This is a genomic window from Streptomyces caniscabiei, assembly GCF_014930365.1.
In the GTDB taxonomy this organism is placed as follows: Bacteria; Actinomycetota; Actinomycetes; order Streptomycetales; family Streptomycetaceae; genus Streptomyces; species Streptomyces caniscabiei.
In genome coordinates this window covers 419,783-444,694 of the sequence record NZ_JABXWI010000001.1, presented here as the reverse complement: position 1 = coordinate 444,694, position 24,912 = coordinate 419,783, and the positions used below count along the sequence as shown (strand labels likewise).

General features: G+C 73.1%; 19 protein-coding genes and 1 pseudogene. 11 read left to right on the top strand and 9 right to left on the bottom strand.

The window, feature by feature from the left end; genetic code table 11:
* Window position 1: 1 nt before the first annotated feature.
* From HW837_RS02280 to HW837_RS02270, 3 genes are all read right to left on the bottom strand, one after another.
* Window positions 2-1,777 carry a diflavin oxidoreductase gene (locus HW837_RS02280; protein ID WP_234442596.1) on the bottom strand — a complete coding sequence of 592 codons (1,776 nt, stop codon included), beginning with the start codon at window positions 1,775-1,777 and terminating at the stop codon, window positions 2-4.
* Window positions 1,774-7,290 (bottom strand): glutamate synthase-related protein, encoded by a 5,517-nt coding sequence (locus tag HW837_RS02275; protein WP_193379429.1) that lies wholly within the window; start codon window positions 7,288-7,290, stop codon window positions 1,774-1,776. Before HW837_RS02275 ends, HW837_RS02280 begins: the two co-directional genes overlap by 4 nt.
* A gap of 232 nt (window positions 7,291-7,522) precedes the next feature.
* Window positions 7,523-9,040, bottom strand: a complete 1,518-nt coding sequence (locus HW837_RS02270) for a hypothetical protein (protein ID WP_193379430.1) — start codon at window positions 9,038-9,040, stop codon at window positions 7,523-7,525.
* A 290-nt stretch (window positions 9,041-9,330) separates the two neighbouring features.
* Here HW837_RS02270 and HW837_RS02265 point away from each other — a divergent pair, with 290 nt between their 5' ends.
* The 3 genes from HW837_RS02265 (at window position 9,331) to HW837_RS02255 (ending at window position 11,905) form a co-directional block, all read left to right on the top strand.
* Window positions 9,331-10,047: a polysaccharide deacetylase family protein gene (locus tag HW837_RS02265; protein ID WP_045558736.1), complete on the top strand. Its 717-nt coding sequence runs from the start codon at window positions 9,331-9,333 to the stop codon at window positions 10,045-10,047.
* Between the two features lie 433 nt (window positions 10,048-10,480).
* Window positions 10,481-11,569 (top strand): multiple monosaccharide ABC transporter substrate-binding protein, encoded by a 1,089-nt coding sequence (gene chvE, locus HW837_RS02260; protein WP_045558737.1) that lies wholly within the window; start codon window positions 10,481-10,483, stop codon window positions 11,567-11,569.
* Window positions 11,570-11,695: 126 nt separating this feature from the next.
* On the top strand, window positions 11,696-11,905 hold the full coding sequence (locus HW837_RS02255; protein ID WP_193379431.1) for a DUF4287 domain-containing protein: 210 nt from the start codon (window positions 11,696-11,698) through the stop codon (window positions 11,903-11,905).
* A gap of 28 nt (window positions 11,906-11,933) precedes the next feature.
* On the opposite strand, the gene HW837_RS02250 is transcribed toward HW837_RS02255, so the two are convergent.
* A complete protein-coding gene (locus HW837_RS02250) occupies window positions 11,934-13,964 on the bottom strand; it encodes a sensor histidine kinase (protein ID WP_193379432.1) in 2,031 nt (676 codons plus the stop codon).
* Between the two features lie 101 nt (window positions 13,965-14,065).
* On the opposite strand from HW837_RS02250, the gene HW837_RS02245 reads away from it, so the two are divergent.
* The 5 genes from HW837_RS02245 (at window position 14,066) to HW837_RS02225 (ending at window position 17,847) form a co-directional block, all read left to right on the top strand.
* On the top strand, window positions 14,066-15,256 hold the full coding sequence (locus tag HW837_RS02245) for a CPBP family intramembrane glutamic endopeptidase (protein ID WP_237269827.1): 1,191 nt from the start codon (window positions 14,066-14,068) through the stop codon (window positions 15,254-15,256).
* A 27-nt stretch (window positions 15,257-15,283) separates the two neighbouring features.
* Window positions 15,284-15,787 (top strand): MSMEG_6728 family protein, encoded by a 504-nt coding sequence (locus HW837_RS02240; protein ID WP_193379433.1) that lies wholly within the window; start codon window positions 15,284-15,286, stop codon window positions 15,785-15,787.
* A gap of 147 nt (window positions 15,788-15,934) precedes the next feature.
* Window positions 15,935-16,552 (top strand): DsbA family protein, encoded by a 618-nt coding sequence (locus HW837_RS02235; protein WP_045558741.1) that lies wholly within the window; start codon window positions 15,935-15,937, stop codon window positions 16,550-16,552.
* Between the two features lie 66 nt (window positions 16,553-16,618).
* Window positions 16,619-17,425, top strand: a complete 807-nt coding sequence (locus HW837_RS02230) for an MBL fold metallo-hydrolase (protein ID WP_193379434.1) — start codon at window positions 16,619-16,621, stop codon at window positions 17,423-17,425.
* A gap of 5 nt (window positions 17,426-17,430) precedes the next feature.
* Window positions 17,431-17,847 carry a nuclear transport factor 2 family protein gene (locus tag HW837_RS02225; protein ID WP_179201627.1) on the top strand — a complete coding sequence of 139 codons (417 nt, stop codon included), beginning with the start codon at window positions 17,431-17,433 and terminating at the stop codon, window positions 17,845-17,847.
* A 131-nt stretch (window positions 17,848-17,978) separates the two neighbouring features.
* On the opposite strand, the gene HW837_RS02220 is transcribed toward HW837_RS02225, so the two are convergent.
* The 3 genes from HW837_RS02220 to arsM form a co-directional block, all read right to left on the bottom strand.
* Window positions 17,979-18,956 carry a helix-turn-helix domain-containing protein gene (locus HW837_RS02220; protein ID WP_045558744.1) on the bottom strand — a complete coding sequence of 326 codons (978 nt, stop codon included), beginning with the start codon at window positions 18,954-18,956 and terminating at the stop codon, window positions 17,979-17,981.
* Between the two features lie 93 nt (window positions 18,957-19,049).
* Window positions 19,050-19,781: a hypothetical protein gene (locus HW837_RS02215; RefSeq protein ID WP_193379435.1), complete on the bottom strand. Its 732-nt coding sequence runs from the start codon at window positions 19,779-19,781 to the stop codon at window positions 19,050-19,052.
* Window positions 19,782-19,982: 201 nt separating this feature from the next.
* Window positions 19,983-20,909 carry an arsenite methyltransferase gene (gene arsM, locus HW837_RS02210; RefSeq protein ID WP_193379436.1) on the bottom strand — a complete coding sequence of 309 codons (927 nt, stop codon included), beginning with the start codon at window positions 20,907-20,909 and terminating at the stop codon, window positions 19,983-19,985.
* Between the two features lie 105 nt (window positions 20,910-21,014).
* Between arsM and HW837_RS02205 the strand changes: the two genes are divergently transcribed.
* The 3 genes from HW837_RS02205 to HW837_RS02195 are packed head-to-tail and all read left to right on the top strand — an operon-like array spanning window position 21,015 to window position 22,718.
* Window positions 21,015-21,425: an ArsR/SmtB family transcription factor gene (locus HW837_RS02205; protein WP_193379437.1), complete on the top strand. Its 411-nt coding sequence runs from the start codon at window positions 21,015-21,017 to the stop codon at window positions 21,423-21,425.
* Window positions 21,422-22,183: an aquaporin gene (locus tag HW837_RS02200; RefSeq protein WP_193379577.1), complete on the top strand. Its 762-nt coding sequence runs from the start codon at window positions 21,422-21,424 to the stop codon at window positions 22,181-22,183. The genes HW837_RS02205 and HW837_RS02200 overlap by 4 nt, the downstream gene beginning before the upstream one ends.
* Window positions 22,184-22,235: 52 nt before the next feature.
* Entirely contained in the window at window positions 22,236-22,718 is a 483-nt protein-coding gene (locus tag HW837_RS02195) for an arsenate reductase ArsC (protein WP_078853548.1), read from the top strand.
* Window positions 22,719-22,762: 44 nt separating this feature from the next.
* Here HW837_RS02195 and HW837_RS02190 read toward each other — a convergent pair.
* A pseudogene (locus HW837_RS02190) lies at window positions 22,763-23,149 on the bottom strand (endo alpha-1,4 polygalactosaminidase); the annotation flags it as partial.
* A 14-nt stretch (window positions 23,150-23,163) separates the two neighbouring features.
* Window positions 23,164-24,879 carry a methyltransferase gene (locus HW837_RS02185; protein ID WP_193379438.1) on the bottom strand — a complete coding sequence of 572 codons (1,716 nt, stop codon included), beginning with the start codon at window positions 24,877-24,879 and terminating at the stop codon, window positions 23,164-23,166.
* Window positions 24,880-24,912 lie beyond the last annotated feature (33 nt).

Below are 24,912 nucleotides of genomic sequence, written 5' to 3'. Positions count from 1 at the left end.
GTCAGTACACGTCCCGGACGTAGCGCTTCGCCCGGCGGAGCGTGGCCAGGTACTCCGCCGCGTCGTCGTCGCCGCGGCCGCGCTGCTCGGAGATGACGCCCAGCAGGGCCGCCTCGACGTCCTTCGCCATCCGGGAGGCGTCGCCGCAGACGTAGACGTGCGCGCCGTCCTCCAGCCACGCGTACAGCTCCCGCGACCGTTCCCGCATCCGCGTCTGGACATAGACCTTCTTGGCCTGGTCGCGGGAGAAGGCGAGGTCGAGTTCGGTGAGGACGCCGCGTCGGCGGAGGTCCGTCAGTTCGTCCTCGTAGACGAAGTCCGTCTCGCGGTGCCGGTCGCCGAAGAACAGCCAGTTGCGGCCGGAGGCCCCGCGCGCGGCCCGCTCGTGCAGGAAGCCGCGGAAGGGGGCGACGCCCGTGCCGGGGCCGATCATGATCATGGGGGAGTCGTTGTCGGAGGGGACACTGAAAGAGGCGTTCGGCTGGAGATAGACGCCCACCGTGGCGTCCGCGCCGACCCGGTCCGCGAGGTAGGTCGACGCGACGCCCCCGTGGCGGCCGTAGCGGACGGAGGCGACCGTGAGGTGGACGCTGCCCGGGTGGGCCAGCGGGCTCGACGAGATCGAGTACTGGCGGGCCTGCAACGGCCGGAGGAGGGGCAGGAGTTCGGCCAGGGACGGTGCCTTCGGGCCGGAGTCGCGCAGCAGGTCGAGTACGTCTCTGCCCCAGAGCCAGGAGTCGAGGTCCGAGCGGTCGCCGTGGGCGACGACCGAGGCCAGCTCGCTCGTGGGGGCCCGCTCCACGAGGTCGGCGATCAGTTCCTTCGACGGGATGCGGATCTCCCGCTCGGTGCGCAGGAGTTCGGCCGTCTCCGCGTCGCCGACCTCGCCCAGGTGCTCCAGCAACGCCCCGACCAGCGCCTCGTCGTTCAGCGGTACGACCGCCAGCGCGTCGCCCGCCTCGTAGGTGATGCCGCTGTCGCCGAGGTCGAACTCGTAGTGGCGGATCTCCTTCGCGCTGTGCGGGGAGGACAGGAGCCGGTTCGTGGTGAGTCGGGAGGGGTACGGGGTGCGCTTGTTCCACGGGGAGCGGGGGCGTGCGGGTGCCTCCGGTGCCTTCGACGCGGGCGTACCCGTACCCGTGGCCGTGCCCGGCGCGCCGGTCTCCGCGACCAGGCGCTCCAGCACCGCCGTCGTCCACTCCGCCGCCGGCTCCTCGAAGTCCACGTCGCAGTCGACGCGTTCGTGCAGCCGGGTCGCCCCCAGCTGCTCCAGCCGGGTGTCGATGAGCTTCGCGGCCTGGCAGAAGTCGTCGTAGCCCCGGTCGCCGAGCCCGAGGACGGCGTAGCGCGTGTTCTCCAGGCGGGGCACGGTGTCGGACTGCAGCGCCTCCCAGAACAGGCCGGCGTTGTCGGGCATCTCGCCCTCGCCGTACGTCGAGGTGACGACGAGGACGTGGGACATCGCGGCGAGCGCCTCGGGGGTGACGTCGTCGAGCGCGGTGGTCCGGCCGCCGAGGCCGCGGGCGCGGGCGCCGGCGACGACGTCCTCGGCGACCAGCTCGGCGTTGCCGGTCTGGGTGCCGATCAGGACGTCGATCGTCGCCGTGGGCGCGTCGGAGCCCGCGCCCTGCCGGCGTCCGGCGGCCGCCACACCGGCGAGGAACCCGGCGAGCCAGGCCTCCTGCTGGGCGGAGAAGGGCGCGTCGGCCGGGATGAGGGAGCCGGTCGGGGGAAGGGCCGAACCGGTCGCGGGCAGGGCCGGGGGCAGGAGGGTCACGCGGTCACCGTCTCGGTCGGGGCCTGCGGGGCGAGGCGCGCGGCGAGGTCGTCGAGCGCGGCGTTCGCGAGCAGTTCGTCGAACCGGGCGGCGCGCACGCGGCCCGCGTTCTTCGTCATCTGGTGGACGATCCAGCCGTAGGTGCCGGGCGCGTCCACGCTGAGGTTGTTGCGCTGCTTCAGCGCGCGCTTGTAGTCGTCGAGCCGCAGAATCGCGATGAGCGTGGCGAGTTCGCCGTCGTCGAAGCGGTCCAGCGTGCCGCGCAGGTACTTCACGACCCGCTGCTTGACGAAGAAGTCCTCGGTGAGGATCAGGTTCCGGACGGCCTCGGCGACCTTCGGGTCGTCCGGGCCGCTCGCGCCGGGCACCCGCTGGAGCGCGAGGTCCTGCGCGACGCCGAGCACCGTGTACGAGGACAGCAGGGAGAACATGTCGTCGCTGCCCTGGTCGCCGAAGGCGGGGGCCCGGCCGCCGAGGACGGTGCGGCGGTCGCGGTAGTCCACCTTGAACGCGCGGAGCTTGTCCGTCGCGATCGAGGTCGCCAGTTCGTCCAACAGCTCGTTGCGGGTCGCCGCCGCGAGGATTTCCCCCGCGTCCTGGTAGAGCAGCAGCGCGCGAGGCATCCCGCAGTACACGTGCTCCCGCTCGCTCGGCCAGTTCTCCAGCAGCCGGGCCGCGAGCGGCGAGCCGGTGGCCTCCACGTGCCAGGTCAGCAGCAGGCGTACGGCCTCCTCGTGGAAGGCACCGTGCGCGGTGTCCGTCACGGGGAAGACGAGGAGCGAGTCGGCGCTCACCCGGCCCGCCAGCTCGCCGGAGGGGTCGTACTGGTAGAGGAACCCGCCGCTCATGCCGTTGCCGAGGCCCTTGCCGAAGCCGCCCAGGTTGAGGACCGTGCCGCCGGTCATGTACTCGCAGCCGAAGTCGCCGACGCCCTCGACGACGGCCGTCGCGCCGGAGTTGCGCACGGCGAACCGGTCGCCGGCCTCGCCCTGTACGAAGGTCCGGCCGCCGGTCGCGCCGAACAGCGCGAAGTTCCCGACGAGGACGTTGCCGCCGCGTTCGGCGCTGCCGCCGCCGGGGGCGCGGACGACGATCCGGCCGCCGCTCTGGCTCTTGCCGACGCCGTCGTTGGCGGTGCCGGTGTGTTCGAGGGTGATGCCGTCGTTGCAGAACACGCCGTACGACTGTCCGGCCGAGCCGGTGGTGCGGATGCGGACCGCGTCGTCGACGAGGCGGCGGCGGCCGCGGTCGTCGGTGGTGACGGCGGGTACGGAGCCTTCGAACTCGTGGTTGAGGAGGCGCTCCACATCGATGCCGAGCTGGCCGCCCACCGACTTGTCGCTGTTGCCGAGGCGGACGCCCTCGACGAGCAGGGACGGCTCGCGCCGGTCGAGGAGCGCCTCGCGGACCCGCTCGATCAGGGCGTCGTCGGTGGTGAAGTCCTTCTCCAGGTACTCCGGGTGCTCGACGATCTTCTCCGGCACGCGGGCCAGCAGCCGCCGTACGTCGAGACGGCCGACGCTCGCCGGGTGGTCCAGGAGCTGGAGCAGGTCCGTACGGCCCCGGGCCTCGCGCAGTGAGCGCAGGCCGAGGCGGGCGAGGATCTGCCGGACGTCGTGCGCGATGTTGAGGAGGTACTGGGCGAGGGCGCGCGGGTCGCCCTCGAAGACCTCCGGGTTGGTGGTGAGCCCGGCCGGGCACTTCACGTTGCAGTTCTTCGCCATGACGCAGCCGAGCATCATCAGCGCCGTCGTGCCGAACTCGAAGCTGTCGCCGCCGAGCAGGGCCGAGGTGACGACGTCGCCGCCGGTCTGGTGGGCGCCGGAGCAGCGCAGCACGACCTTCTGCCGCAGCCCGTTGGCGACGAGCGCCTGGTGGACCTCGGCGACGCCGATCTCCGCCGAACGCCCGGCGTACTTGAGGCTGGTGACGGCGGCGGCGCCCGTGCCGCCGGTGTTCCCGGCGACGTTGATGACGTCCGCGCCGGCCTTGGCGACGCCGACCGCGATGGTGCCGATGCCCTCCGAGGAGACCAGCTTGACGATCACCCGGACGCGGGCGGCCTTGCAGTCGTGGATGAGCTGGGCGAGGTCCTCGATGGAGTACGTGTCGTGGTGCGGGGGAGGGGAGATCAGCTCGATGCCGGGGGTGCCGCCGCGCGCCGCCGCGATGTCCACGGTGACCTTCGGCGCGGGCAGCTGGCCGCCCTCGCCGGGCTTGGCGCCCTGCCCGATCTTGATCTCCAGTTCCTGGAGCATCGGGTCGGCGAGATAGCCCGCCCAGATGCCGAACCGGCCGGAGGCGAACTGCTTGATCCGGGAGCCCCGGATGGTGCCGTACCGGGTGTGGTGCTCGCCGCCCTCGCCGCTGTTCGACAGGGCGCCGACCATGTTGGTGCCGTGGGCGACGGCCTCGTGCGCGGTGGCCACGAGCGCGCCGTGGCTCATCGCGCCGGAGGCGAGCGAGCGGGTGATCTCGTGCGCGGGCTGGACCTCGTCGAGCGGGACGCTGTCGGGGGCGCTGTCGAGGAGGGCGAGGAGCCGGGCGGCGGTGCCGGAGGCGGTGACGACGACCCCGTCGGCGTCCGCGGCGACGGTCCGGACGTCACCGAGGCGGGCGAGGCCGTCGGCGAGGGCCGTATGACGCTCGGCTGCCTCGGGTCCCGGGGAGGTGAGGCGCAGACGGACGCCTTCCGCCGTGACCGTCACGGCCATCCCGCGCACGGTGACGCTGGCGTTCCCGTCGGTGGAGAACCGTCCCAGCTCCCGGGCGAAGTCCTCGGCCGTACGCAGGCCCGTGACATCGGCGGGCAGGGCGAGCACGTCCCGCAGCGCGGCCGGGCGGCGGGAGCGCTCCTCGTGCGTGGTCCGCAGGAAGGCGCGGTAGCCGGGGGTGATCCGGAACGCGTCGATCTCGGCCTCGCTGAGCGCGTCGTACCCGGTGTTGCGGTACGCGGCGTCGGTGATGCCGAACGCGTCGTCGAGCTGGCCGAGGGTGAGCAGACGCAGCGCGTCGGAGTCGTCGGGCTTCCCGAACTCCGGCCGCTCCTCGACCATGTCGCCGAAGCCGCGCACGGCCGTGACGCCGAAGGAGTGCCCGGCGCCGTCCGACCGCTCCTTGAACAGCCCGAGCAGCGGGATCTGCTGGTCGGTCTCCACCGTGCGGGCCCGCTCGTGCCAGTCCGTGGCGGCCTGCGCGATACGGGCGAACCCGACGCCGCCGACCGGGGCCTCCATGTGCGGGAAGGTCCGGGCGAAGACGTCGTCGCGGGTGTCGAGGTAGTTGGGCTCGAAGAACTCGCCGCCGATGTAGCTCTCGGCGGTGCACAGACCGACGCGGCCCATGGTCTTGGCGAGGGACTTCTCGGCCGCCTTGCGGAACTTGGCGAGCGCCCGGTCGGTCTCGGTGATCTCGCCGGCGGGTGCCGCGGCGCTGGGGAACTTCTCCTCGGCGCGCAGCCGTGCGCTCAGGCTGTACACGGCGGAGGCGCCGAAGCCGAGCGCGGTCGCGACATGGTGCGAGGACGCCAGCTGGCCGCTCTCCACGACGAGCGAGACGCGCAGCCGCAGCCCGGTCTCGATGAGCCGCTGGTTGACGGCGGCGACGGCGAGGATCACGGGCAGCGGGGCGCGCGTGGAGGAGACGGCCCGGTCGGTGAGCAGCGCGATGCCGCCCTGCTCGGCGGCGAACCGCTCGACGTCGTCGCAGAGCCGGTGCAGGGCCGAGCGGAGCGCGTCGGCGTTGGCCGACTCGTCGCCCGCCACGGGCTCGTAGAGCATGGCGAACCGCTCCAGCGGCACGATCCGCTGGTCCCGCAGCCGGACCATGTCGAGATGCCCGAGGACGGGGGAGGAGACGACCAGCTGGCGGCCGTTGGTCTCGTGGGTGCCGTCGGGCTTCGGGCCGAGCGCGACCCGCATGCTCATGCCGTCGGCCTCGCGGATGCTGTCCAGCGGCGGGTTGGTGACCTGGGCGAACCGCTGCGAGAAGTACTTCGCCATGCCGCCCTCGGTGTCGCTGAGCGCGTTGATGGCGTTGCCGTAGCCCATCGCGGAGATCCGCTCCGAGCCGGTGGCGAGCATCGGGTCGAGCATGAACCGGAAGCTCTCCTGGTTCAGCGCGTACGCCACGTACCGGCCGGCGAGGCTCAGGTCGCCGTCGTAGCCGAGCGTGGTGGTGCCCCGGTAGTAGTCGGGGGCGGGCAGGTCGTCGAGGTGCACCCGGGCCGCGTCGAGCAGGTCGCCGTACGGGCGGCGCGCGGCGAGGGCGTCGAGGACCTCGCGGGTGCGCAGCACGCGTCCGGCGCGGTGGTCGACGACGAGCATGCCGCCGGCCTCGATGCGGCCGCGGCGCACGACCTCGTCGTCGGGGAACGCGACCTGGCCGGCCTCCGAGGCCACCATCAGGTACTCGGCCGTCTCGACCGTACGCAGCGGGCGCAGCCCGAGCCGGTCGAGGCGGGCGCCGACGACGTCGCCGTCGCTGAAGATGAGGGCGGCGGGGCCGTCGTTCTTCTCCTCGTAGAGCGAGAAGTACTCCAGCATGTCGCGGACGGGGGCGGGGAGGGTGCGGTCGTTCTCCCAGGCCGGCGGCATCAGGGACACGACGGCCTCGACGAGGTCCAGGCCGTCGTCGAACACGCGGCTCTGCAGGGTCTGGTCCAGGCGGCTGGAGTCGGACTGGCCCGGCGGACGCACGATGCTGCGGGTCCGGGCGCGGGCGAGGGCCTCGTCGCTGAGCCGGTTCTTGCGGTCGGTGTTCAGCTCGCCGTTGTGCGCCATCAGCCGGAACGGCTGCGCCATGGTCGGGTGCGGCTCGGTGTTCGTGGAGAACCGGGTGTGGAAGTACAGGGACCGGACGGAGTGCCGGGGGTCGGTGAGGTCGCGGAAGTACCCGACGATCTCACCGGAATTGAGGCGGCCCTTGAGCACCTGGGTCCGCGCGCTGAGCGAGAGCGGGTACAGCCCGGCGTACGTGTCGGCGTCGGCGTAGGCGACGGCCTCGACGGCGAGCAGCGCGCGGTGGGCGGCCGCGTCGACGTCCTCGCGGGACCACTCCTCCGGGGCGCGGAACACCCACTGCACGATGGGCAGTTGGTACTGCTCGGCGGCGGGCCGGGCCACACTGTGGTCGACGGGCACGTCCCGTACGAGCAGGGTCTCGAAGCCCTCCTCGGCGACGCAGCGGCCGACGAGGCCGACCGCGTGGGCGCGGCGGTCCGGGTCGGTCGGCACGAAGCAGTTGGCGACGCCGAAGTGCCCGGCGCGCAGGTCCTCGCCGGTGAGCGCGCCGAAGAACTCCACCGACAGGTCGACGCTGACGCCCGCGCCGTCGCCGACGCCCTCGGCGGAGGTGCCGCCGCGGTGCGGGATGGCGCGGAGCGCCTCGTCGCCCTTGCGGATGACGTCATGGCTCGGCGTCCCGTCGAGGCGGGTGAGGAAGCCGACGCCGCAGTCGCTGTGGTCGCGGGCGGGGTCGTACAGACCGATGGGCGTGGCAGATGCGTGATTCAAGGGCGGGTCCCGTGACGTGTGCCGGCTGGGGGTGCCTCCCAGGCCCTTGGGGCACCGGGGAGGAACGGCCAGGCTGCGTCGGTGGAGCGCTCGCCGCGGGCGGACCGGTGTGACGGCCGGGGCCCTGAGTGGTGCGATTGACCATAGTAAGGCGGGCCTAAGTTCCCGGCAAGGGTGTGCCGTGCACGTATGTGCCGGGCGGGTCCTGCGTGTGTGTGCCGGGCGGGCCCGGTCAGGAACCCTGGCGCTCGATGAGGGCGGTGCACTGCTCGACCAGCCGGCGGGTCGGCTCGTCGACGAAGGTGAACGGCTGGAGCTGGAGGGCGACGCCGCCCAGCCAGCCCGTCAGGTCCTCCGCCAGCGCCGCGGCCCCGGGACTGGCCGCGAACGTGGGGATCAGGGCGAGCAGCAGCCGCGCCCAGGAGCCCCCGAACTCGCGGAACCGCTGGTGCATCGCCTCGGCCTCCCGGTCCTGGGAGGCCGAGGCGAACAGACAGTGCGCCTCGCGCCCGAGGAGGCCGGCCGCCCGGGTGGCGGACGGGTCCGGATCGTCCAGCAGGCGGACGGCGACAAGGGCGAGCAGGGTCGCGAGGCCGGGCGCGCTCTGCGGCGGGCAGCGCAGGGAGGACGTCACGGTCGTGGCCCCGGCCGCCGGGTCGAACGCGAGGTCGCGCAGGACCGACGGCACCTCGTTCTCGCCGAGCAGGCGGACCGCGGCGGCGATCGCGGCGGAGTAGGAGGTGTGCAGGCGGCCCGGCCCGGCGCTCCGGCCGGTCAGCTCCTGCCACTCCCGCGTGGCGTCGGCCTCGACGGCGGGATCGATGCCGCGGGCCTCCCGGACGAGGTCGTTGCCCTCGGCCGTACGGCCCGCGACGCGGAGGTTGAGTCCGTGGCGGGTGAGGGCGGAGGCCAGGTTGGCGCGGTCGTCCGGCCCGTCCGGCAGTGCCATCACCCTCGCGCTGTGCACCTCCGTCGCACCGACCGCCAGGGCGATCTCGGCTCTGCCCTGCTGGGTGTGGACCCGCGCCGCGACAGCGGCGGCCTGCCGCAGGTACCGCCCGTGGGTGAAGGCCTCGGCGGGCGGGCCACCGTTGACGGTCCCGGCCTTGGCGAAGTAGTACCGGACGGCCCAGTCCGCAGCGCAGACGGCGAGGTCCCGGTCGCCGTACTCGTACAGCACGCCCGCGTGCATGCTGAGGACCCGGGCGAGGTCCAGGTTCAGGGGGCTGTCGCCGGAGTCGGCGCCGAGGTCCAGGTAGGCCATGACTGCCTGGTCCGACTCGACGACGGCGGACATACCGTGCCCCAGCCGGGTCAGCGCCTGGGCCTTGCGGGCGTGGACGTCCGCGAGGAGCGGCGCCATGCCGGACTCACCGGCGCCGGCGAGTGCCTCGTAGACGCCGGCGCACTCCGTGAGGACGGCGAGTGCCTGGTCCGGCTGGTGTGCGGCGGCCAGCGTGGAGCCCAGGCCGTACAGGAGGCTGCCGAGCATCCGCCGGGCCTCCAGGTCGTCCGGGTTCCGGTCGACCAGCAAGTGCATCAGCCGCCGGGCCTCCTGCTGAAGCGGCACGGCCTGGGGGGACAGGCCTTCGAGCATCCGTTCCTGCGCCTCGGAGAACAGCGCGCCCACGCGCTGCTTGACGTCGGCGTCGGGGTCCTCGCCGGCCGGGCCCGTGCCGTGCGTGGGGGAGGGCTCCGGCTCCGCACCGTCCGCGGAGGTCCCGGACTTCGGCCGACGACGCCACTTCACACGACCACCCCGCCCCTGTCCCGCCTTTGTCCTCCCCTCTCAACTCACCTGTAAACAGAGCGAGTTGTGCCGCAGGCGCGAGCGTGCGCCGGGGAAGGCGGGGGCGGCCCCGGACCGGATCGTGAGCGGGCGGGCCGGGGGCCGGACAACCGCCCGCCGAAGTGGTCCGAGCGACTCCGCATCGTGCTGCCCCCGGCGTACATCCAAGGCGGCGCCATGTGCGTCTTACAGGCAAGTCCGTTGCCCGAAAGGGAAGTTCAGCGGGAAGTTCACCGCCACCGGAGGATCCGATGCAACGTCGCCTCGTCATCTCGGCCGTCACGTCAGCCCTGTGCGCCACCACACTCGTCGGCACCGCCACATCAGCCTCCGCCGCCCCCCAGGCCGTCGACTGCCGCAAGGTGAAGTGCGTCGCCCTGACCTTCGACGACGGGCCGGTCAAGGACACCCAGCGGCTGCTGGGCCTCCTGAACGACAGGAACGTCAGAGCCACGTTCTACGCCGTCGGCACGAACGTCCAGAAGAACCCGGCGACGATGCGCGCCGCGTCGCAGGCCGGCCATCAGATAGGCAACCACAGCTGGGACCACGCGAATCTGACCAAGCTCAGCGCCGCCAAGGTCAAGTCGCAGCTCTCCCGCACCGACACGGCCATCAAGCAGGCGACCGGCAAGAAGCCGACCACCTTCCGTGCCCCCTACGGCGCCCACAACGCGACCGTCCGGTCGGCCGCCGGGCGCCCGCTGGTGCACTGGAGCGTCGACACCCTCGACTGGAAGTACAAGGACTCGGCGCGGCTCGTCAAGTACGTCAACGCGGAGACCAGGCCCGGCGACATCGTCCTGATGCACGACATCCACCGGACGACGGTCGACGCGGTGCCGGGCATCATCAAGGCCCTCACGGCCCGCGGCTTCCACTTCGTCACGGTCGACCAGCTCTTCGCCCCCACCAAGCTCGCCGCCGGCAAGGTCACGTACCACAACCGCGCCGCCTACCGCCCCTGACCAGCGGCACCCGGTGCGCCGCCCCGACGGCGCACGGCACTCCCGCCCCACCCGCCCCACGCGTTTCCGCAATCAATCGTGTTCGTTCCGTTGACACCCTGCACATACCCTCCTAATGTCTCGCCATCATGCCGACCATGTGACGAGATTTCGAACGGTTGAAGGTCCGTGCCCGCGTATCACCGAAATCAGCGCCTATGTGGTCGGAGTGCCGTGACGCGGCACGACCCGTGTGACGGTGCGTTCCGGTGGTGGGGCCGGAACGGCCGGTGCGCGGCGAGCCCCCGACGACCTCGGCGGCCCCGCGCCGTTCGCGGGGTCGCCGTGCGGTTGCTTCCCGGGACCACCCGAACGCCCAGCTCCGCCGCCCGCCCGCGGTCATCCGGCGCGCTGTCAGCCACCCCCACGACCACCAGAACGGGAAACGATCACCATGCGCAACCGTAGAGCCGCCCTCGCGGCCCTCGCCGGAGCGACCTCCCTCGCTCTCACCGTGTCCGCCTGCGGCGGCGCGGAGGTCGAGGCCCGCTCCGGGGGCGGCACGATCGGTATCGCCATGCCGACCCGGGCTTCCGAGCGCTGGCTCACCGACGGCAAGAGCGTCGTGAGCGACCTCGAGGCCAAGGGGTACAAGGCCAAGCTTGTCTACGGCGACGACGACCCGAAGCGGCAGGTCGCGCAGATCGAGAAGCTGGTCCAGCAGCGGGTCGACGCGCTCATCGTCGCGGCCATCGACAACAAGGCGCTCAACGGGGTGCTCAAGCAGGCCGCCGCCGCGGACATCCCGGTGATCTCCTACGACCGGCTCATCCTCAACTCCAAGGACGTCGACTACTACGTCTCGTTCGACAACGAGCAGGTCGGCCGGCTCCAGGCCCGCCACATCATCGACAAGCTCGGCCTGGAGGACGGCAAGGGCCCGTTCAACATCGAGCTGTTCGCCGGCTCGCCCGACGACAACAACACCAAGTTCTTCTTCGACGGCGCGATGCACCTCCTGCAGCCGTACCTGGACAACAAGCAGCTGGTCGTCCGGTCCGGCCAGACCGACATGGCCGACATCACCACCCTGCGGTGGGACGGGCCCACCGCGCAGAAGCGGATGACCGAGGTCCTCGCCGAGTCGTACCGTACCCAGAAGGTCGACGCGGTCCTCTCGCCGTACGACGGCATCTCCATCGGCGTTCTCAACGCCCTGAAGGCGGACGGCTACGGCACCGCCGGCAACCCCCTGCCCGTCATCACGGGCCAGGACGCCGAACTGGCCTCGGTGAAGTCGATCATCGCGGGCGAGCAGTCGCAGACCATCTACAAGGACCTCCGGCAACTCGCCGAGCGGGCCGCGGAAATGGCCGACGACATCCTCAACGGCGACACCCCCGAGCTGAACAACCGGCGTGCGTACAAGAACGGGGTCAAGGCGGTCCCCGCGTACCTCCTCCAGCCGATCAGCGTCGACAAGTCCAACTACGAGTACGTCCTGCTCGGCAGCGACTACTACACGGCCGAGGATCTGAAGTGACCGGTGTGGCCCGGATCACTCCCGGAGGCCGATGAGTTCTTCCGTCGGCGCCGGTCATGACTGCCGAGGACCGACCGGGGCCGGGCCAGGACAGGCTCGGCCGGGAGAGGAAGGGACGCGACCGCCATGGCCGCACCTGTGAAGGGCCCCGCCGGCTATTTCCCCTCGATCGAGAAGAAGTACGGCCGTCCGATCGCGGAGTGGAAGGAACTGATCCGGTCGTCGCCGTTGGGCCGGCACATGGAACTCGTCGCCTGGCTCAAGAGCGAACACGGTCTCGGGCACGGCCACGCCAACGCGCTCGTCGCCCACACGCTCGCCGAACAGGCCGGCTGAACCGGGCGCCCCTGACACCCCGCTCGCGTCAGGGGCCGGTCGTGCCGTTCAGCGGTTCGGTCGTCCCCTTCAGTACGGCCAGGAGTTCGCGCATGGCGGCCAGGCCCGCTCTTGCCCGGTCCGCGGCGCCGTCGAGGTCGTCGCGTTCGGCGTGTGCCACCACCTCGTGCGCGTGGCGCAGCACGGCCTGACGCAACTCGGCGGCGATCCGCTGCCGCTCGGCGTGCGCCTCGATGACGGCGGACCACACCACCGCCGTCAGATGGCTGTCCTCCCGCCGGGTGACGTACTCGCGACGCCTGCGCACGAACACGCCCGCGCCCCACACGCCGGCCGTCACCAGGGCCAGGGGCAGCGTGAGGAGGACGCCGAGGAAGACGTGGAACCAGGGGCCGATGCCCTCCGCCCGGGCCGCCTCGGCGCCGTCCAGCAGACCCAGCGCGACCGTCGTCGACGCGAGACCGGCGGCGACCGGCCAGATCCCCGGCCAGGTGCGGCCGGCCGGGCCCGCGAAGGCCGCCACCGCGTACAGGGCCACGCATTCCGCGCCGGCCCCCGCCATGGTGAGCGCCCACGCCACGTTCGCCGGCAGCAGCCCGAACGCCAGGCAGAGCGCCGGGATCCAGGCGGTGGCCAGCACCGCGAGGAGCACGGTCCAGGGGGCCCGGCGCCGCCACAGCAGCGGCAGCGCGTGGAGGAGGGCGGGCAGGCAGGCCGTGGCGGTGGCGCCGGGCCGCTCGATGAGCACGGCGACGACCGGGAGCGCGGTCAGCGCCAGCACGGTCGCCGTGTCGGCCCAACTCCAGTGCGGCCGGGCCGAGTTGACGCCGTCCCCGGACGGCGGCCACGGCAGCCGCGCCCGCACCGCCCACCCGGGGACGTCCCCCCGGGCCCCCACCACGAGCGTCCCCCCGACCCCCCGCGCCCGATCCCGCATACCGGCGGTCCCGCGCCCGCCGCCGAGGCCTTGCGTGGCCCGCGCCGCGTCGGCGGTGGCGGGGGCCGCGACGGCGGTGCCGGTGCTCGGGGCCCCCGCGGTGGTGGAGACCGTGGCCGGGGGTGGGGTCGCGTCGTCCTCCACCAGGACGTTCAGGGTGTCGTCGGAGTCGCGGATCGCCACGCGTACCGTCGCGCCGGGGGCGTAGCGCAGTGTGTTGGTGAGGGCCTCGCGTGCGATGCCGAAGGCGGCCTCGGCCACCGGACCCGTCAGGCCCGCCGCGCCGGGAGCGATGTCCAGCTCGACGCGCTGGCCCAGGCGTACGCATCCCGCCGCGAGTTCGGCCACCCGCTCCGCGAGCGGGCTCTCCTCGTCGGCCGCCGCGGTCCGCATCACCGCGACGAGCCGGTCCAGCGCGGCCACGGTCTCCCGCCCGGCCTCCGCCGCCAACCGCAGCGCGTCGGCGGTGAGTCGGGGGTTGCGGTCACCGATGTGGCGCGCGGCGTTCGCGGTGACCACCACGGAGGTCAGATGGTGCGCGCTGACGTCGTGGAGTTCACGGGCGAGCCGGTGGCGTTCCGTGGTCGCCGCGGTGACGCGTACGGCTTCCGCCCGCGCCAACTCCCGTTCGGCGGCCCGCCGTCCGGCGAGCCACCGGCGCCGGCTGTGGCCGGCCCCCACGGTTCCCGCGTACACCGCGAGACTCGCCAGGGCCTCACCGCCCACGTCGACCGACGAGTCGTACAGCAGCAGCGCCCTGACCACTCCGGTGGCGACCAGCACGGACGCGACGAGGACGGCCGTACGGGCGGGACGCCGCACCGCCACCGAGTACAGCGCGACCACGCCCGCCACCGCCGCGGCCGCCAACGCCCGGTCCGGCACGACGAACCCGGCGGTCAGCAGGGTGTCGATGACGAGCGCCGTGGCGACCGGGTGGCGCCGGCGCAGCCCCAGGACGGCGACGGCCACCACGGTCACGGCCGGGCCCACGACGAGCGCCGTCGTCTCCACCGTCTGCCCGCGCGAGAGCGCGAGCCCCGGCCAGAAGGACAACTGGGCGATCGCCAACAGCGCGGGCAGCAGCCAGTTCCGTAGGAGCCCCATGATGGCGTCGATCATACTTTCGGTTCGTTGCCGGGGCCGTCCCTATCCCAGGTTGGAGAGACGGGTCGTGCCCACGGGCGACGTGGGGGCCGCCCGCCACCGGAATGCTGAGAGACATGACGACGAGTCACCCCTCCGGCACCGACGAGCCTCCCCGCCACCCGGCCCCACCGACCCCGTACGGGAACCCCGCCCCGTACGGGAACCCGGCCCCCTACGGCCCCCCGGCCCCCGCCCCGTACGGGAACCCGGCCCCCTACGGCCCCCCGGCCCCCGCCCCGTACGGGAACCCGGCCCCCTACGGCCCCCCGGCCCCCGCCCCGCCCTGGTATCCGCCCCCGGCCCCCGCGCCCCCGGCGCAGCCCCTCCCGTACCACCGGATGGCGGTGGCGGCCGGGGCCCGAGGGTGGTGGCGGCCGGTGGTGGGGACCGGTGTGGTGTTCGGCGGCGCGATCCTCGCCGCCGTGGCCGTGCTCGTCGGCGGCGAGATCGTCGGCGCGGTCCTCGACCGCCCCCGCGACGCCGCAGGCAACCTCGTGTGGGGCGGGATCGGCGACACCGCCCTGGCCCTGCTCTCCCTCGCCCTGGTGCTCCCGGTCGTGCTGCTGGCAGCGCGATGGGTGCAGCACCGCCCGGCCGGCACGGTCTCCTCCGTGACGGGCGCGCTGCGGTGGCGCTGGCTGGCGCTGTGCCTCGCGGTGGCGCTGCCCGTGTCCGGGGCGATCCTGGGCATCTCCCTGCTCCTGCCCGAGCCCGCGGGAGGCGGGCCGGAGATGACCTGGGCCGGGCTGTCCCCGTTCCTGCTCGGCCTGGCGGCCGTCTGTCTGCTCGTCCCCTTCCAGGCCGCGGCCGAGGAGTACGTCTTCCGCGGCTGGCTGTCCCAGGCGGTCGGGGCCTGGTTCCGCTCCCCGTGGGTCGCGGTGGCACCGCAGGCGGTCCTCTTCGCCGCCGCGCACGGCTGGGGGACGCCCTGGGGCTTCGTCGACCTGGTGGTGTTCGGCCTCGTCGCGGGCCTGCTGACCATCCGCACGGGCGGCCTGGAGGCGGCGATCGCCCTGCACGTCCTCAACAACCTCCTCGCCATGGGCTTCATGGCCGCGATCGCCGGCGGCCTCGACACCGACGAGACGGCCGCCGACATGGACGTGCTGATGCTGGCCGTCGACGTCCCGCTGGTCGTCCTCTACGCGGCGGTCGTCCTGTACCTCGCCCGCCGCCGGGGCGTCCGCACCCGTGGTCTTCACCCCGCCGGACGCGGGTACCCGGTGGTGCCGGGCGCGACGACCGCGCCCGGCCACACCCCGTGAGCGATCCCCAACCACCGGGGGCGACGCATGCAGACCTTCCTCCCCTATCCCGACTTCCGCGCCTCGGCCCTGGTCCTGGACCGCCGCAGGCTCGGCAAACAGCGGGTCGAGGCGCTTCAGGTGCTGCGCGGGCTCACCGTGCCGGGGTACGGGTGGCGCAGGCATCCGGCCGTACGGATGTGGGCGGGGTACGAGGAGGCGCTGGTCCGGTACGGCCTGGAGGTCTGCGCGGTCTGGTGCGAGCAGGGCCGTCAGGACAGCTGCGCGACCACCCTGCTCGCCGACTTCGCCACGTTCCGCCCCGGCGCGCGGACACGTGACCAGGCACGACTGGCCGCCGCCGGGGAACTGCCGCCCTGGCTCGGCGACGACGCCTTCCATCGCAGCCACCGCTCGGCCCTGCTGCGCAAGGACCCGGACGTCTACGCCCCGTGCTTCCCCGGCGACCCGGACGACCTGCCGTACGTCTGGCCGGCCTCGGACCGGGAGGGCTCCCGGCCGTCCGACGGGACGCCGGGCGCCGCCGCGTAGGGGCGGGTTCAGGCCCAGTCACCCCGGGGGCGGGCGGACGATGTGGCGGGCGTCACGCGCCCCGAGAAATACCTGACGCGTCAGTTACTGTTGTCTCAGGTGAGTCGCTCGCAACCGGCGGGCGCCACGCCTTCGCCGAGGATTCCCATGAAGCTGGTCTATGTCTTCGATGCCTACTGCGGTTGGTCGCACGGTTTCTCCGGCACCCTGAGCGAGGTCGTCGCCCGCCACCCGGACCTGCCCGTCGAGGTGGTCTCCGGCGGGCTCTTCACCGGCTCGCGCCGTGTGCCGATCCGCGAGTTCGGCTACGTCCAGGGCGCCAACGCCGAGATCGCGCAGCTGACCGGCGCCGAGTTCGGCGAGGCGTACGAGCGGCTCATCGCGGACGGCTCGTTCGTGATGGACTCCGAGGCCGCCGCACGCGGTCTGGCCGCCCTCCGCGCCGCCGCCCCCGACCGCGCCGCGGAATTCGCCGTCGAACTCCAGCGCGTGTTCTACGTCGACGGCCTGAGCCTCTCCGACCCGGCCACCTACCGGAAGATCGCCGAGGACGCCGGACTGGACGCCGACGCCGTGGTCACCGCCTTCGAGTCGCCCGGCACGAAGGCGGCGGCCCAGGCCGACTTCCGACGCGCCGCCGCACTCGGGGTCACCGGCTTCCCCACTTTCCTGGCCGTCGACGGCGACCGTGTCACCGAGCTGGCCCACGGCCGCGGCACCCCCGACGAGATCGACGCGCGCCTCAAGGCCGCGAGCACCCACTGAACCTCCCCCGTCCCCACCTCCCCCTCCCCTCCCCGCTCGTTCACCCACGTCAAGGAGCCAACGACGATGAGCACCCTGTCCTACAAGGTCCTCGACCTCGACTTCCCGGCCGGCAGCAGGAACAAGACCGCCACGCTCGTCACCGGTGAGAACGAGGCGCTGCTGGTGGACGCCGCGTTCACCCGTGCCGACGGCCACCGCCTGGCCGCCGAGATCCTGGACTCCGGCAAGAAGCTGACCACCGTCTTCGTCTCCCACGGCGACCCCGACTTCTACTTCGGCGCCGAAGTGATCGCCGACGCCTTCCCCGACGCGGTCTTCGTCGCCACCCCGCTCGTCAGCGACCACATCCACCACTCCTACGAGGGCAAGCTCAAGGCCTGGGCGGCGCTCGGCGCCAACCTGCCCACCCGGCTGGTCGACCTCGAACCGCTCACCGGCGACCTCACCCTGGAGGGCCACCGCTTCGAGCTCAAGGGCGGTCCGGCCGCACTGGCCGACCGCCACTACCTGTGGCAGGCCGAGTCCCGCACGCTGCTCGGCGGTGTCCTGCTCTTCCAGCAGGAGCACGTCTGGGTCGCCGACACCCCCACCCCGGACGACCGGGCCGCCTGGATCGACCTGCTCGACGAGATGGCCGCGCTCCAGCCGGAGCTGGTCGTACCCGGTCACCGGCTGCCCGGCACCGCCGCCGACGCCTCCGCGATCGCCGCCACCCGGGAGTACCTCCTCGCCTTCGAGGAGGAGCTGGACAAGGCCGCCGACGGCGCGTCGCTGACCGAGGCCCTCGTCGGGCGCTACCCCGACAACGGCATGCGGATCGCCGCGCAGATCGGCGCGAAGGTCGCCAAGGGCGAGATGAAGTGGGGCTGACACCGATGACCGCCACCGACTTCGCGACCTCCACCGCCCCCGCCGACGTCGTACGCCGTCAGTACCTGGCCTCGGCGGCGCGTGACCTGGCCGCCCTGCGGGCCACCCTCGCCCCCGACGTGGAGTGGACGGAGATGGCCGGCTTCCCCCTGGCCGGGACCTACCGCACCCCCGAGGGCGTCACCTCCCACGTCATGGAGAAGCTCGGCCAGGACTGGGACGACTGGAGCGCCCACGACGACACCTATGTCGTCGACGGCGAGAACGTCGTCGTCCTGGCCCGCTACACCGCGACCAACAAGGCCACGGGCAAGCACATCCACGTCCGAGTGGCCCACCACTTCACCGTGCGCGGCGGCCTCATCGTCCGCTTCGAACAGTTCGTCGACACGGCCCTCGTCCGCGAGGCCATGGAGGCCTGAGGTCTGAGGTCTGACGCCTGAGGCCTGATCTCCACGGGGTTCATGCCCGGTGATGCCGTGATGCCGCACCCGGCCCGATGTGAGTGATGTCGGGCTGGGTGCGGCATGTTGTGTGTGTCGGCCGTCAGCCGTCAGCCGTCGGCGTGCCGGGCGGGAGCCCTCGGCGGGCGGGTCTCGCCGGGGGTCCGGCCGTGGTGGGCGCGGAAGACGCGGGTGAAGTGGGCCTGGCTCGCGAAACCCCAGCGGTGGGCGATCTCGGCGACCGTGAGGTGGCGGGAGCCCGGGTCGGTGAGCTGCTCACGCGCCCGTGCCAGCCGCCGGTCGAGGATGTACCGCGCGGGAGTGACACCGCTGTCCCGGAAGACACGGCTGAGGTGCCGGGCGGACACCCCGATCGCCGCGGCGACCCGTTCCGCGCTCAGCCAGGGGTCGGACAGATGCCGCTCCACGTAGTCGTGCGCCAGGGCCAGTCGCGCGGACCCGGCGGGGGCGGACCCGGCGCCCAGCCGGGGAGCGGCCAGCGCGCGGACGAGGTCCAGCACCGCGGTCTCGGTGCGCGCGGGGTCACCGCTCGCGCGCCGGGCGGCCCAGTCGGTGAGCAGGGCCTCCATCGCCGAGGTGGCCGCCCCCTCGACCGCCGCACCGCGCGCGAACAGCAGGGGCGCCGGCAGATCGCCGGGGACACACCGCTCGGCGAAGGTCTCGCGGGGGATGTCCACCAGCAACTGCCGCATGGTGGAAGGGAATCCGAACAGATACGACTGGCGCGTGTCGTAGAGGACCAGGTCGCCCGCCCGTACGGTGAGACAGCCGTCCTCGTGGAAGAACACCGCCTGCCCGGCCGTCAGCAGACTGACGAAGACCGAGTCCTTCGGGAGGTCCCGGCAGGTCCGCCGCGAGCGTTCGACGACGTGCTCGTTGCCGGTGATCTCGGCCAGCCGGAGCCCGCCCAGCCGGAAGTTCGTCTGGGTGGCCAGCAGGCCGTCCCGGGAGTACGAGGAGCAGGTGAGGCCCACCAGCGCCCGCCGGTTGTACTCCTCCCAGAAGTCGATCCGGTCGGCCGGGGCGACGGACCGTGTCGAGACATGGGACACGAGGGGAGCGCTCATCGGGGTCTCCTTCCGGGCCCGTGCGAGCGTATCCCGCGACGACCGCCGGGGTCACGACGACCGGGGACTCGATGATGAGGCGGGGGACTTGCTTTAGGGGCGGCGCGGAGTCACCCACAGGGCCGCGGAGATCCCGCAGAGATCGCCCTCGGCCGTGGCCAGGGCGGCGCCCACCCGGTGTTTGCGTCCCTCCTCCGCGACGACCCACGCGTACGACACCAGTCGCGTCGAGACCGGTACCGGCCGGAGGAGCCGGGCGGCGAGCGAGGCCGTCACCGCCCCCTCCCGCATGGTCCCCAGCAGCCGCCCCGCCGCGTTTCCGGGGCAGTCCAGCGCGCCCCACACGAGCTCCGGCGGCAGCATCCCGCCGGCTTCCGCGAGGGCGGGTCCGGGTGTCCACGCGGTGGCCACGAGGTCCCGTCCGGGGACGTTTCCGCAGTGCAGGCGGAGTCCGGTGTCGGGCGTACGGCCAAGCCCGCAGCCGAAGCAGTCCACGGACCCCGTCGGCGGTGCCGCGCGGTACGCCTCGGCCGCCGCGGAGGCCTCCGCCCAGGAAGGGGGCGCGGGGACGCCGAGTGCGGCGGGGTCCGCCTCGTCGGGGACGGCCGCCGCGAGGACCCCGTCCGCGCCGGTCAGTACGGCCCCGCCGTCGGCGGTCCGCGCGAGCCCCACCGGCACCTCGACGGGCGTCGGCCGCCGGAAGTCCACCCGCACGGACCCGGCCTCCGCGCGCCGGGCCAGCACCCCCGCCATGTACCCGCCGAACGCCACCCCCGGATAGCCCCGCAGCAGGTCGGGCACCGTGATCGTCTCGCTGTCGCTCATACCGCCCACTCCACCACACGCCCGACGGGCCGGGGGTGTGGTGGACGGGGTGTGGGGCCGGGCTCGGCCGCCGCGCCTACGGCAGGGGTTCGGGCCTGGGTGCGGGGCCGGGCCCGGCAGGTGGGGCTCGCGGCAGGTGGGGCTCGCGGCAGGTGGGGCTCGCGGTGGTGGGGCTCGTGGCGGTGAGGCCGGGTGCGGGGGTCAGCTCTGGCAGGCGCAGCCCGCGGCTGCCTTGGCTTCGGCCACCGTCGTCGTCGGGGAGGCGGACCGCTCGGCCGATGTGCAGCAGGCGTCCACCCCGCAGCAGGTGTCGGCCGGAGCCGACGCGGTCGCCCGGCCCTCTTCCGCCGGCTTCGTGGCGCGGACCACGGCGGAGTGCATGCCGTCGGCGACCGGGTGGGTCGGGGTGATCTCCACCTCGGTGAAGCCGGCCGCCGTCAGACCCGCGCGGTACTCGGCGAACGACAGCGCCCCGGCGATGCAGCCGACGTGGTCCCCGCGCTCGGCCCGCTGCCCGACCGTGAGGGCGTCGTCCGCGACGACGTCGGTGACACCGATCCGGCCGCCGGGCCTGAGGACGCGGAAGGTCTCGGCGAAGACGGCGGGCTTGTCGACGGACAGGTTGATGACGCAGTTGGAGATGACCACGTCGACGCTCTGCGCGGGCAGCGGCACCGCCTCGATCGTGCCCTTCAGGAACTCCACGTTCGTGGCCCCGGCCTTGCGCGCGTTGGCGAGGGCGAGGGCGAGCATCTCCTCGGTCATGTCCAGCCCGTACGCCTTGCCGGTGGGGCCGACACGGCGGGCGGAGAGCAGGACGTCGATGCCGCCGCCGGAACCGAGGTCCAGGACCCGCTCCCCGGCCCGCAGCTCGGCCACGGCGAGGGGGTTGCCGCAGCCGAGGGAGGCGGCGACGGCCTCGGCGGGCAACGTGTCCCGCTCGTCGGCGGTGTAGAGGGCGGAGCCGAAGTTCTCGTCGACCTCGACCGGCTCGGGCCCGCAACAGCCGGTGCCGCCCTCGGCGACCTGCACGGCCGCGGCGGCATAACGCCTGCGCACGCTCTCCCGCAGCTCGCTCGACTCCCGGCTCGTCACGGCGCTCGTTGCTTCGTTCTTCACTTCGTTCATCACTGTGCTCCTCGGTGATGGGGCATGGCGGTGCCCGGAACTGCCTGTATCGAAGTTTGTTGATGCAAGCTTGCGCCTTGAATCGAAGGACGTCAACATAGAGGCATGTCGAAACAAGGGCTCGAAGTCATCGGGCAGGACGCCGGCTGCTGCCCGGCCGTGACCACGGCACCGCTGGACGACGAGCGGGCGGCGGAGCTGGCCAGGGTCTTCAAGGCCCTGGGCGACCCGGTCCGGCTGCGTCTGCTGTCGCTGATCGCCTCGCGCGGGGAGTCCGGCGAGGTCTGCGTCTGCGAGCTGACCCCGGCCTTCGACCTCTCCCAGCCGACGATCTCCCACCACCTGAAGCTGCTGCGCCAGGCCGGTCTCATCGACTGCGAGCGGCGCGGCACATGGGTGTACTACTGGGTGCTCCCGGCGGCTCTCGACCGGCTCGCCGAGTTCCTGAAGACACCGACCACCACCGGGCTGTCCACCACCGCCGGGACGCAGACCACCGCCGGGGCTCCGGCGTGACCGCCCCGCTGGGCCGCCGTGCCCTGGCCGAGGCGGTCGGGTCGGCGGCGTTGGTCGCGGTGGTGGTGGGTTCCGGCATCCAGGCCACCGAACTCTCCCGCGACGTCGGCGTCCAACTGCTCGCCAACTCCCTGGCCACCGTCTTCGGCCTGGGTGTCCTCATCGTGCTGCTCGGACCCGTCTCCGGAGCCCACTTCAACCCCGCCGTCACCGTCGCGGCCTGGTTCACCGGTCGCCGTACGGAGGACGGGCCCACGGCACGGGACGTGGCCGCCTACGTCCCCGCCCAGATCGTGGGAGCGGTGGCGGGCGCGGTCCTGGCGAACGCCATGTTCGGTCTGCCGCCCGTGAGTTGGGCGACGCACGACCGCTCGGCCGGCCACCTGCTGCTGGGCGAGACCGTGGCCACCGCCGGCCTGGTCCTCCTGGTCTTCGGCCTGACCCGGGTGGACCGCGCCCGGTCCGCCCCGGTCGCCGTCGCGTCGTACATCGGCGCCGCGTACTGGTTCACGTCGTCCACGTCGTTCGCCAACCCCGCGGTGACGATCGGCCGGGCCTTCACGGACACCTTCGCCGGGATCGCGCCCGCCTCGGTCGCCCCCTTCGTCGCGGCGCAGACGGCCGGAGCCGTCCTCGGACTCGCCCTGGTGACAGCCCTCTTCGGGCGCCCCGCCACACTCACCCGGGCCGCGACCGTCCGGGCCACGGCCCCCACCGTGCCCGACGGACCGGACCTCACGGCGCCCACCGCCCCCTGACCCGCCCCGTCGACTGACCCACCGCTGACCGCTCGACTCAGAAAGGCTCCCCATGAGCAGCAGTCCCGCCGCCGACAGTCCTGCCGCGTCCGCAGCCCCCTCCGCGCCTGACGCTTCCTCCGTCTCCTCCACCCCGTCCGTCCTCTTCGTCTGTGTTCACAACGCCGGCCGCTCCCAGATGGCCGCCGCCTTCCTCACCCACCTGGCGGGTGACGCGGTGGAGGTCCGTTCGGCGGGCTCGGCCCCCGCCGACACGGTCAACCCCGCTGTCGTCGAGGCGATGGGCGAGGCGGGCATCGACATCTCCGCCGAGTCCCCGAAGATCCTCACCGTCGAGGCCGTACGGGCGTCGGACGTCGTGATCACCATGGGCTGCGGCGACACCTGCCCCGTCTTCCCGGGCAAGACCTACCTGGACTGGACGCTGGAGGACCCTGCGGGGCAGGGCGTCGAGGCCGTACGGCCCATCCGCGACGGGATCGAGACCCGTGTCCGTGCCCTGATCGCCGACCTGGGTGTGACCCCCCGCGCCTGACGGCCGTCCGGCGGGGCAGCCCCGGAGGACCGGCGGGGCTGGTGTCAGCACATCTCGCTGCGGTAGCCGTCGGTGCCCTCGGGCACCACGTCCTGGTCCCGGCGGACGATGCTCAGCTCACCGCCCCAGCCCTCGCACGCGTTCGCCAGACCCTTGGCCGTGTACTCGACGACGAAGACGTTGTCGTCGAACGCCTTCGCGAAGTCACCGCACTCGTCCCACTCGCCGCACTCCTCCACGACGGCGAAGTCCATGCCCACGGACGCCCGGTCGGGCGCCAGCTCCAGCGTGTTCTTCTGGGCCATGGCCAGGCCCTTCGCGTGGGCGTGCGCCGACAGCAGCTTCATGAACGCCTTGGCCTGATCGGCCGTTAGGTGGTCCGGGAAGCGGGTGAACGTGTCGTAGTCGTCGGGCTCGACCGCTTGGTATCCCAGTCCGAGTGCCGCTATTCACACCGCCGTTCACATCCGTGTGCACGTTCGGCCTTCCTGACGTGCAGTACGTGACCGTCCAGGGGTAGCGGGGTCAGGTCCACCAGGGCGAGGCCCGCGTCGGCGAACAGTCGGCCGTAGTGGTCGGCGCGCCGTTCGCGTCCGCCGACGTTGCACATCATGTGCAGGTCCCAGGCGGTGGCCAGCGAGACCGAGCCGTCGGAGGGCAGGACACGCTCGACGACGAGCAGTTCGGCGTGGTCGGGCATCGCACGGGCGCAGTGGCGCAGGATCTCCCGGCAGCGCTCGTCGTCCCAGTCGTGCAGGACGCGGGACAGGATGTAGACGTCACCGCCCGCGGGTACGTCCGCGAAGTCGCCGGTCACGAAGGAGCAGCGGGCGCCGAGACCCGCCTCCGCCAGCCGCAGGCGGGCGGCCTCGACGGCGTGCGGGCGCTCCAGCAGCACCCCCTTCAGGCGCGGGTGCGCGGCGAGAACCCGGCCCAGCAACTCCCCGTTGCCGCCCGCGACATCGACCACGGTGGCCCCCGTCGTCCCGGTGGCCCCGGCCGTGAGCACCGGGTGCGTGGGGAGCGGGTCGAACATCGCGGAGCCGGCGGCCATGGACCGGTCGAAGAGTTCCGCCAGTTCGGGGTCGCGGGCGAAGTGGTCGAAGTGGTTCTCGCCGAAGAGGTGCTCGAAGGCGACCTCGCCCGTGCGCACGGTGTGCCCGAGTTCGGCGAAGGACCGGTAGAAGGGGCCGCCGTACATCAGCGCCAGCGCCCGCATCGACCCCGGAGCGTCCGCCCGCAGCAGCGCGCCCGGACCGGTGAGCCGGAAGCCGTCGCGGCCCTCCGCCACCACGCCCAGCATGACGAGGTAGCGCAGCAGGATCGCCAGGTTCTCCGGCCGCGCCCCGACCTCCCGCGCCAGCTCCGCCACGCCGGTCCCTCGCTCGCCGTCCAGGGCGTCGGCCACCCCGAGCCGCGCGAAGACGGTCAGCGCCTGGGTCGTCCATGCCCCGGTCAGCAGGCGCAAAAGCGTTTCAGCGGGCTGCCGGGCGCGATGCTCGGCGAGGTGATCGGCGAGTACGTCGCGGTGGTCGCCGGGGACGTACAGCTCCACGCGCCGGTACCCGGCCTTGGTCTCGGCGGGCGCGTCGAAGTAGAAGACCGTGCCGTTCTCGTGCGGGGTGTAGCCGCCGCCGTCCGGGGTGGCCCCGTAGCGGGCGAAGGTCGCGCACAGGCCGCGCAGCACCAGCGGGTCGGGCGTCATGACGTCGAACGCGATGTGGGTCTCGTGCTCCCGCTCCCGCTCGTGCGCGGCCAGCTCCTCCAGGGCCGACCCCGGCGCCACGGTCAGCGCGAACACCTCGACCGTACGGTGCTCCCCGTCCGCGCCGACCACCGCCGGGCGCAGGATGCCCACGTCCAGCTCGGCGACCGGACGCCGATGCCGTACGGCCAGTCGCTCCCGTACGACGACACTCGGCCTCGGCGCCGGGACCGCGCCGAGCCCGCAGGCGGTGAGCATGGCGCCCAACTCGGCCTCGCCGGACGGGAAGACGAGCAGCGCGGCATGGGAGAAACGGCAGCGCTCCGCGAGCGCCCGCAGCTCCGGGCCGTCGAGCCCGGGCAGCAGCAGCGGGAGCAGAGCGGCGGTGTCCTGTTCCTTGACGAAGTCGACCGTCGCGCGCAGGCGGGACGTGTCGCCCGACAACGTCGTGATCATCGCGGGGATCCTCATTCGGGTGTGCGGAGGGGG

Bases quoted from the DNA above. Each gene is read 5' to 3' on its own strand.
- HW837_RS02265 (WP_045558736.1), top strand. From the start codon at position 9,331: ATGCAACGTCGCCTCGTCATCTCGGCCGTCACGTCAGCCCTGTGCGCC.
- chvE (WP_045558737.1), top strand. From the start codon at position 10,481: ATGCGCAACCGTAGAGCCGCCCTCGCGGCCCTCGCCGGAGCGACCTCC.
- HW837_RS02255 (WP_193379431.1), top strand. From the start codon at position 11,696: ATGGCCGCACCTGTGAAGGGCCCCGCCGGCTATTTCCCCTCGATCGAG.
- HW837_RS02250 (WP_193379432.1), bottom strand. From the start codon at position 13,964: ATGATCGACGCCATCATGGGGCTCCTACGGAACTGGCTGCTGCCCGCG.
- HW837_RS02245 (WP_237269827.1), top strand. From the start codon at position 14,066: ATGACGACGAGTCACCCCTCCGGCACCGACGAGCCTCCCCGCCACCCG.
- HW837_RS02240 (WP_193379433.1), top strand. From the start codon at position 15,284: ATGCAGACCTTCCTCCCCTATCCCGACTTCCGCGCCTCGGCCCTGGTC.
- HW837_RS02235 (WP_045558741.1), top strand. From the start codon at position 15,935: ATGAAGCTGGTCTATGTCTTCGATGCCTACTGCGGTTGGTCGCACGGT.
- HW837_RS02230 (WP_193379434.1), top strand. From the start codon at position 16,619: ATGAGCACCCTGTCCTACAAGGTCCTCGACCTCGACTTCCCGGCCGGC.
- HW837_RS02225 (WP_179201627.1), top strand. From the start codon at position 17,431: ATGACCGCCACCGACTTCGCGACCTCCACCGCCCCCGCCGACGTCGTA.
- HW837_RS02220 (WP_045558744.1), bottom strand. From the start codon at position 18,956: ATGAGCGCTCCCCTCGTGTCCCATGTCTCGACACGGTCCGTCGCCCCG.
- HW837_RS02215 (WP_193379435.1), bottom strand. From the start codon at position 19,781: ATGAGCGACAGCGAGACGATCACGGTGCCCGACCTGCTGCGGGGCTAT.
- arsM (WP_193379436.1), bottom strand. From the start codon at position 20,909: ATGAACGAAGTGAAGAACGAAGCAACGAGCGCCGTGACGAGCCGGGAG.
- HW837_RS02205 (WP_193379437.1), top strand. From the start codon at position 21,015: ATGTCGAAACAAGGGCTCGAAGTCATCGGGCAGGACGCCGGCTGCTGC.
- HW837_RS02195 (WP_078853548.1), top strand. From the start codon at position 22,236: ATGAGCAGCAGTCCCGCCGCCGACAGTCCTGCCGCGTCCGCAGCCCCC.
- HW837_RS02185 (WP_193379438.1), bottom strand. From the start codon at position 24,879: ATGATCACGACGTTGTCGGGCGACACGTCCCGCCTGCGCGCGACGGTC.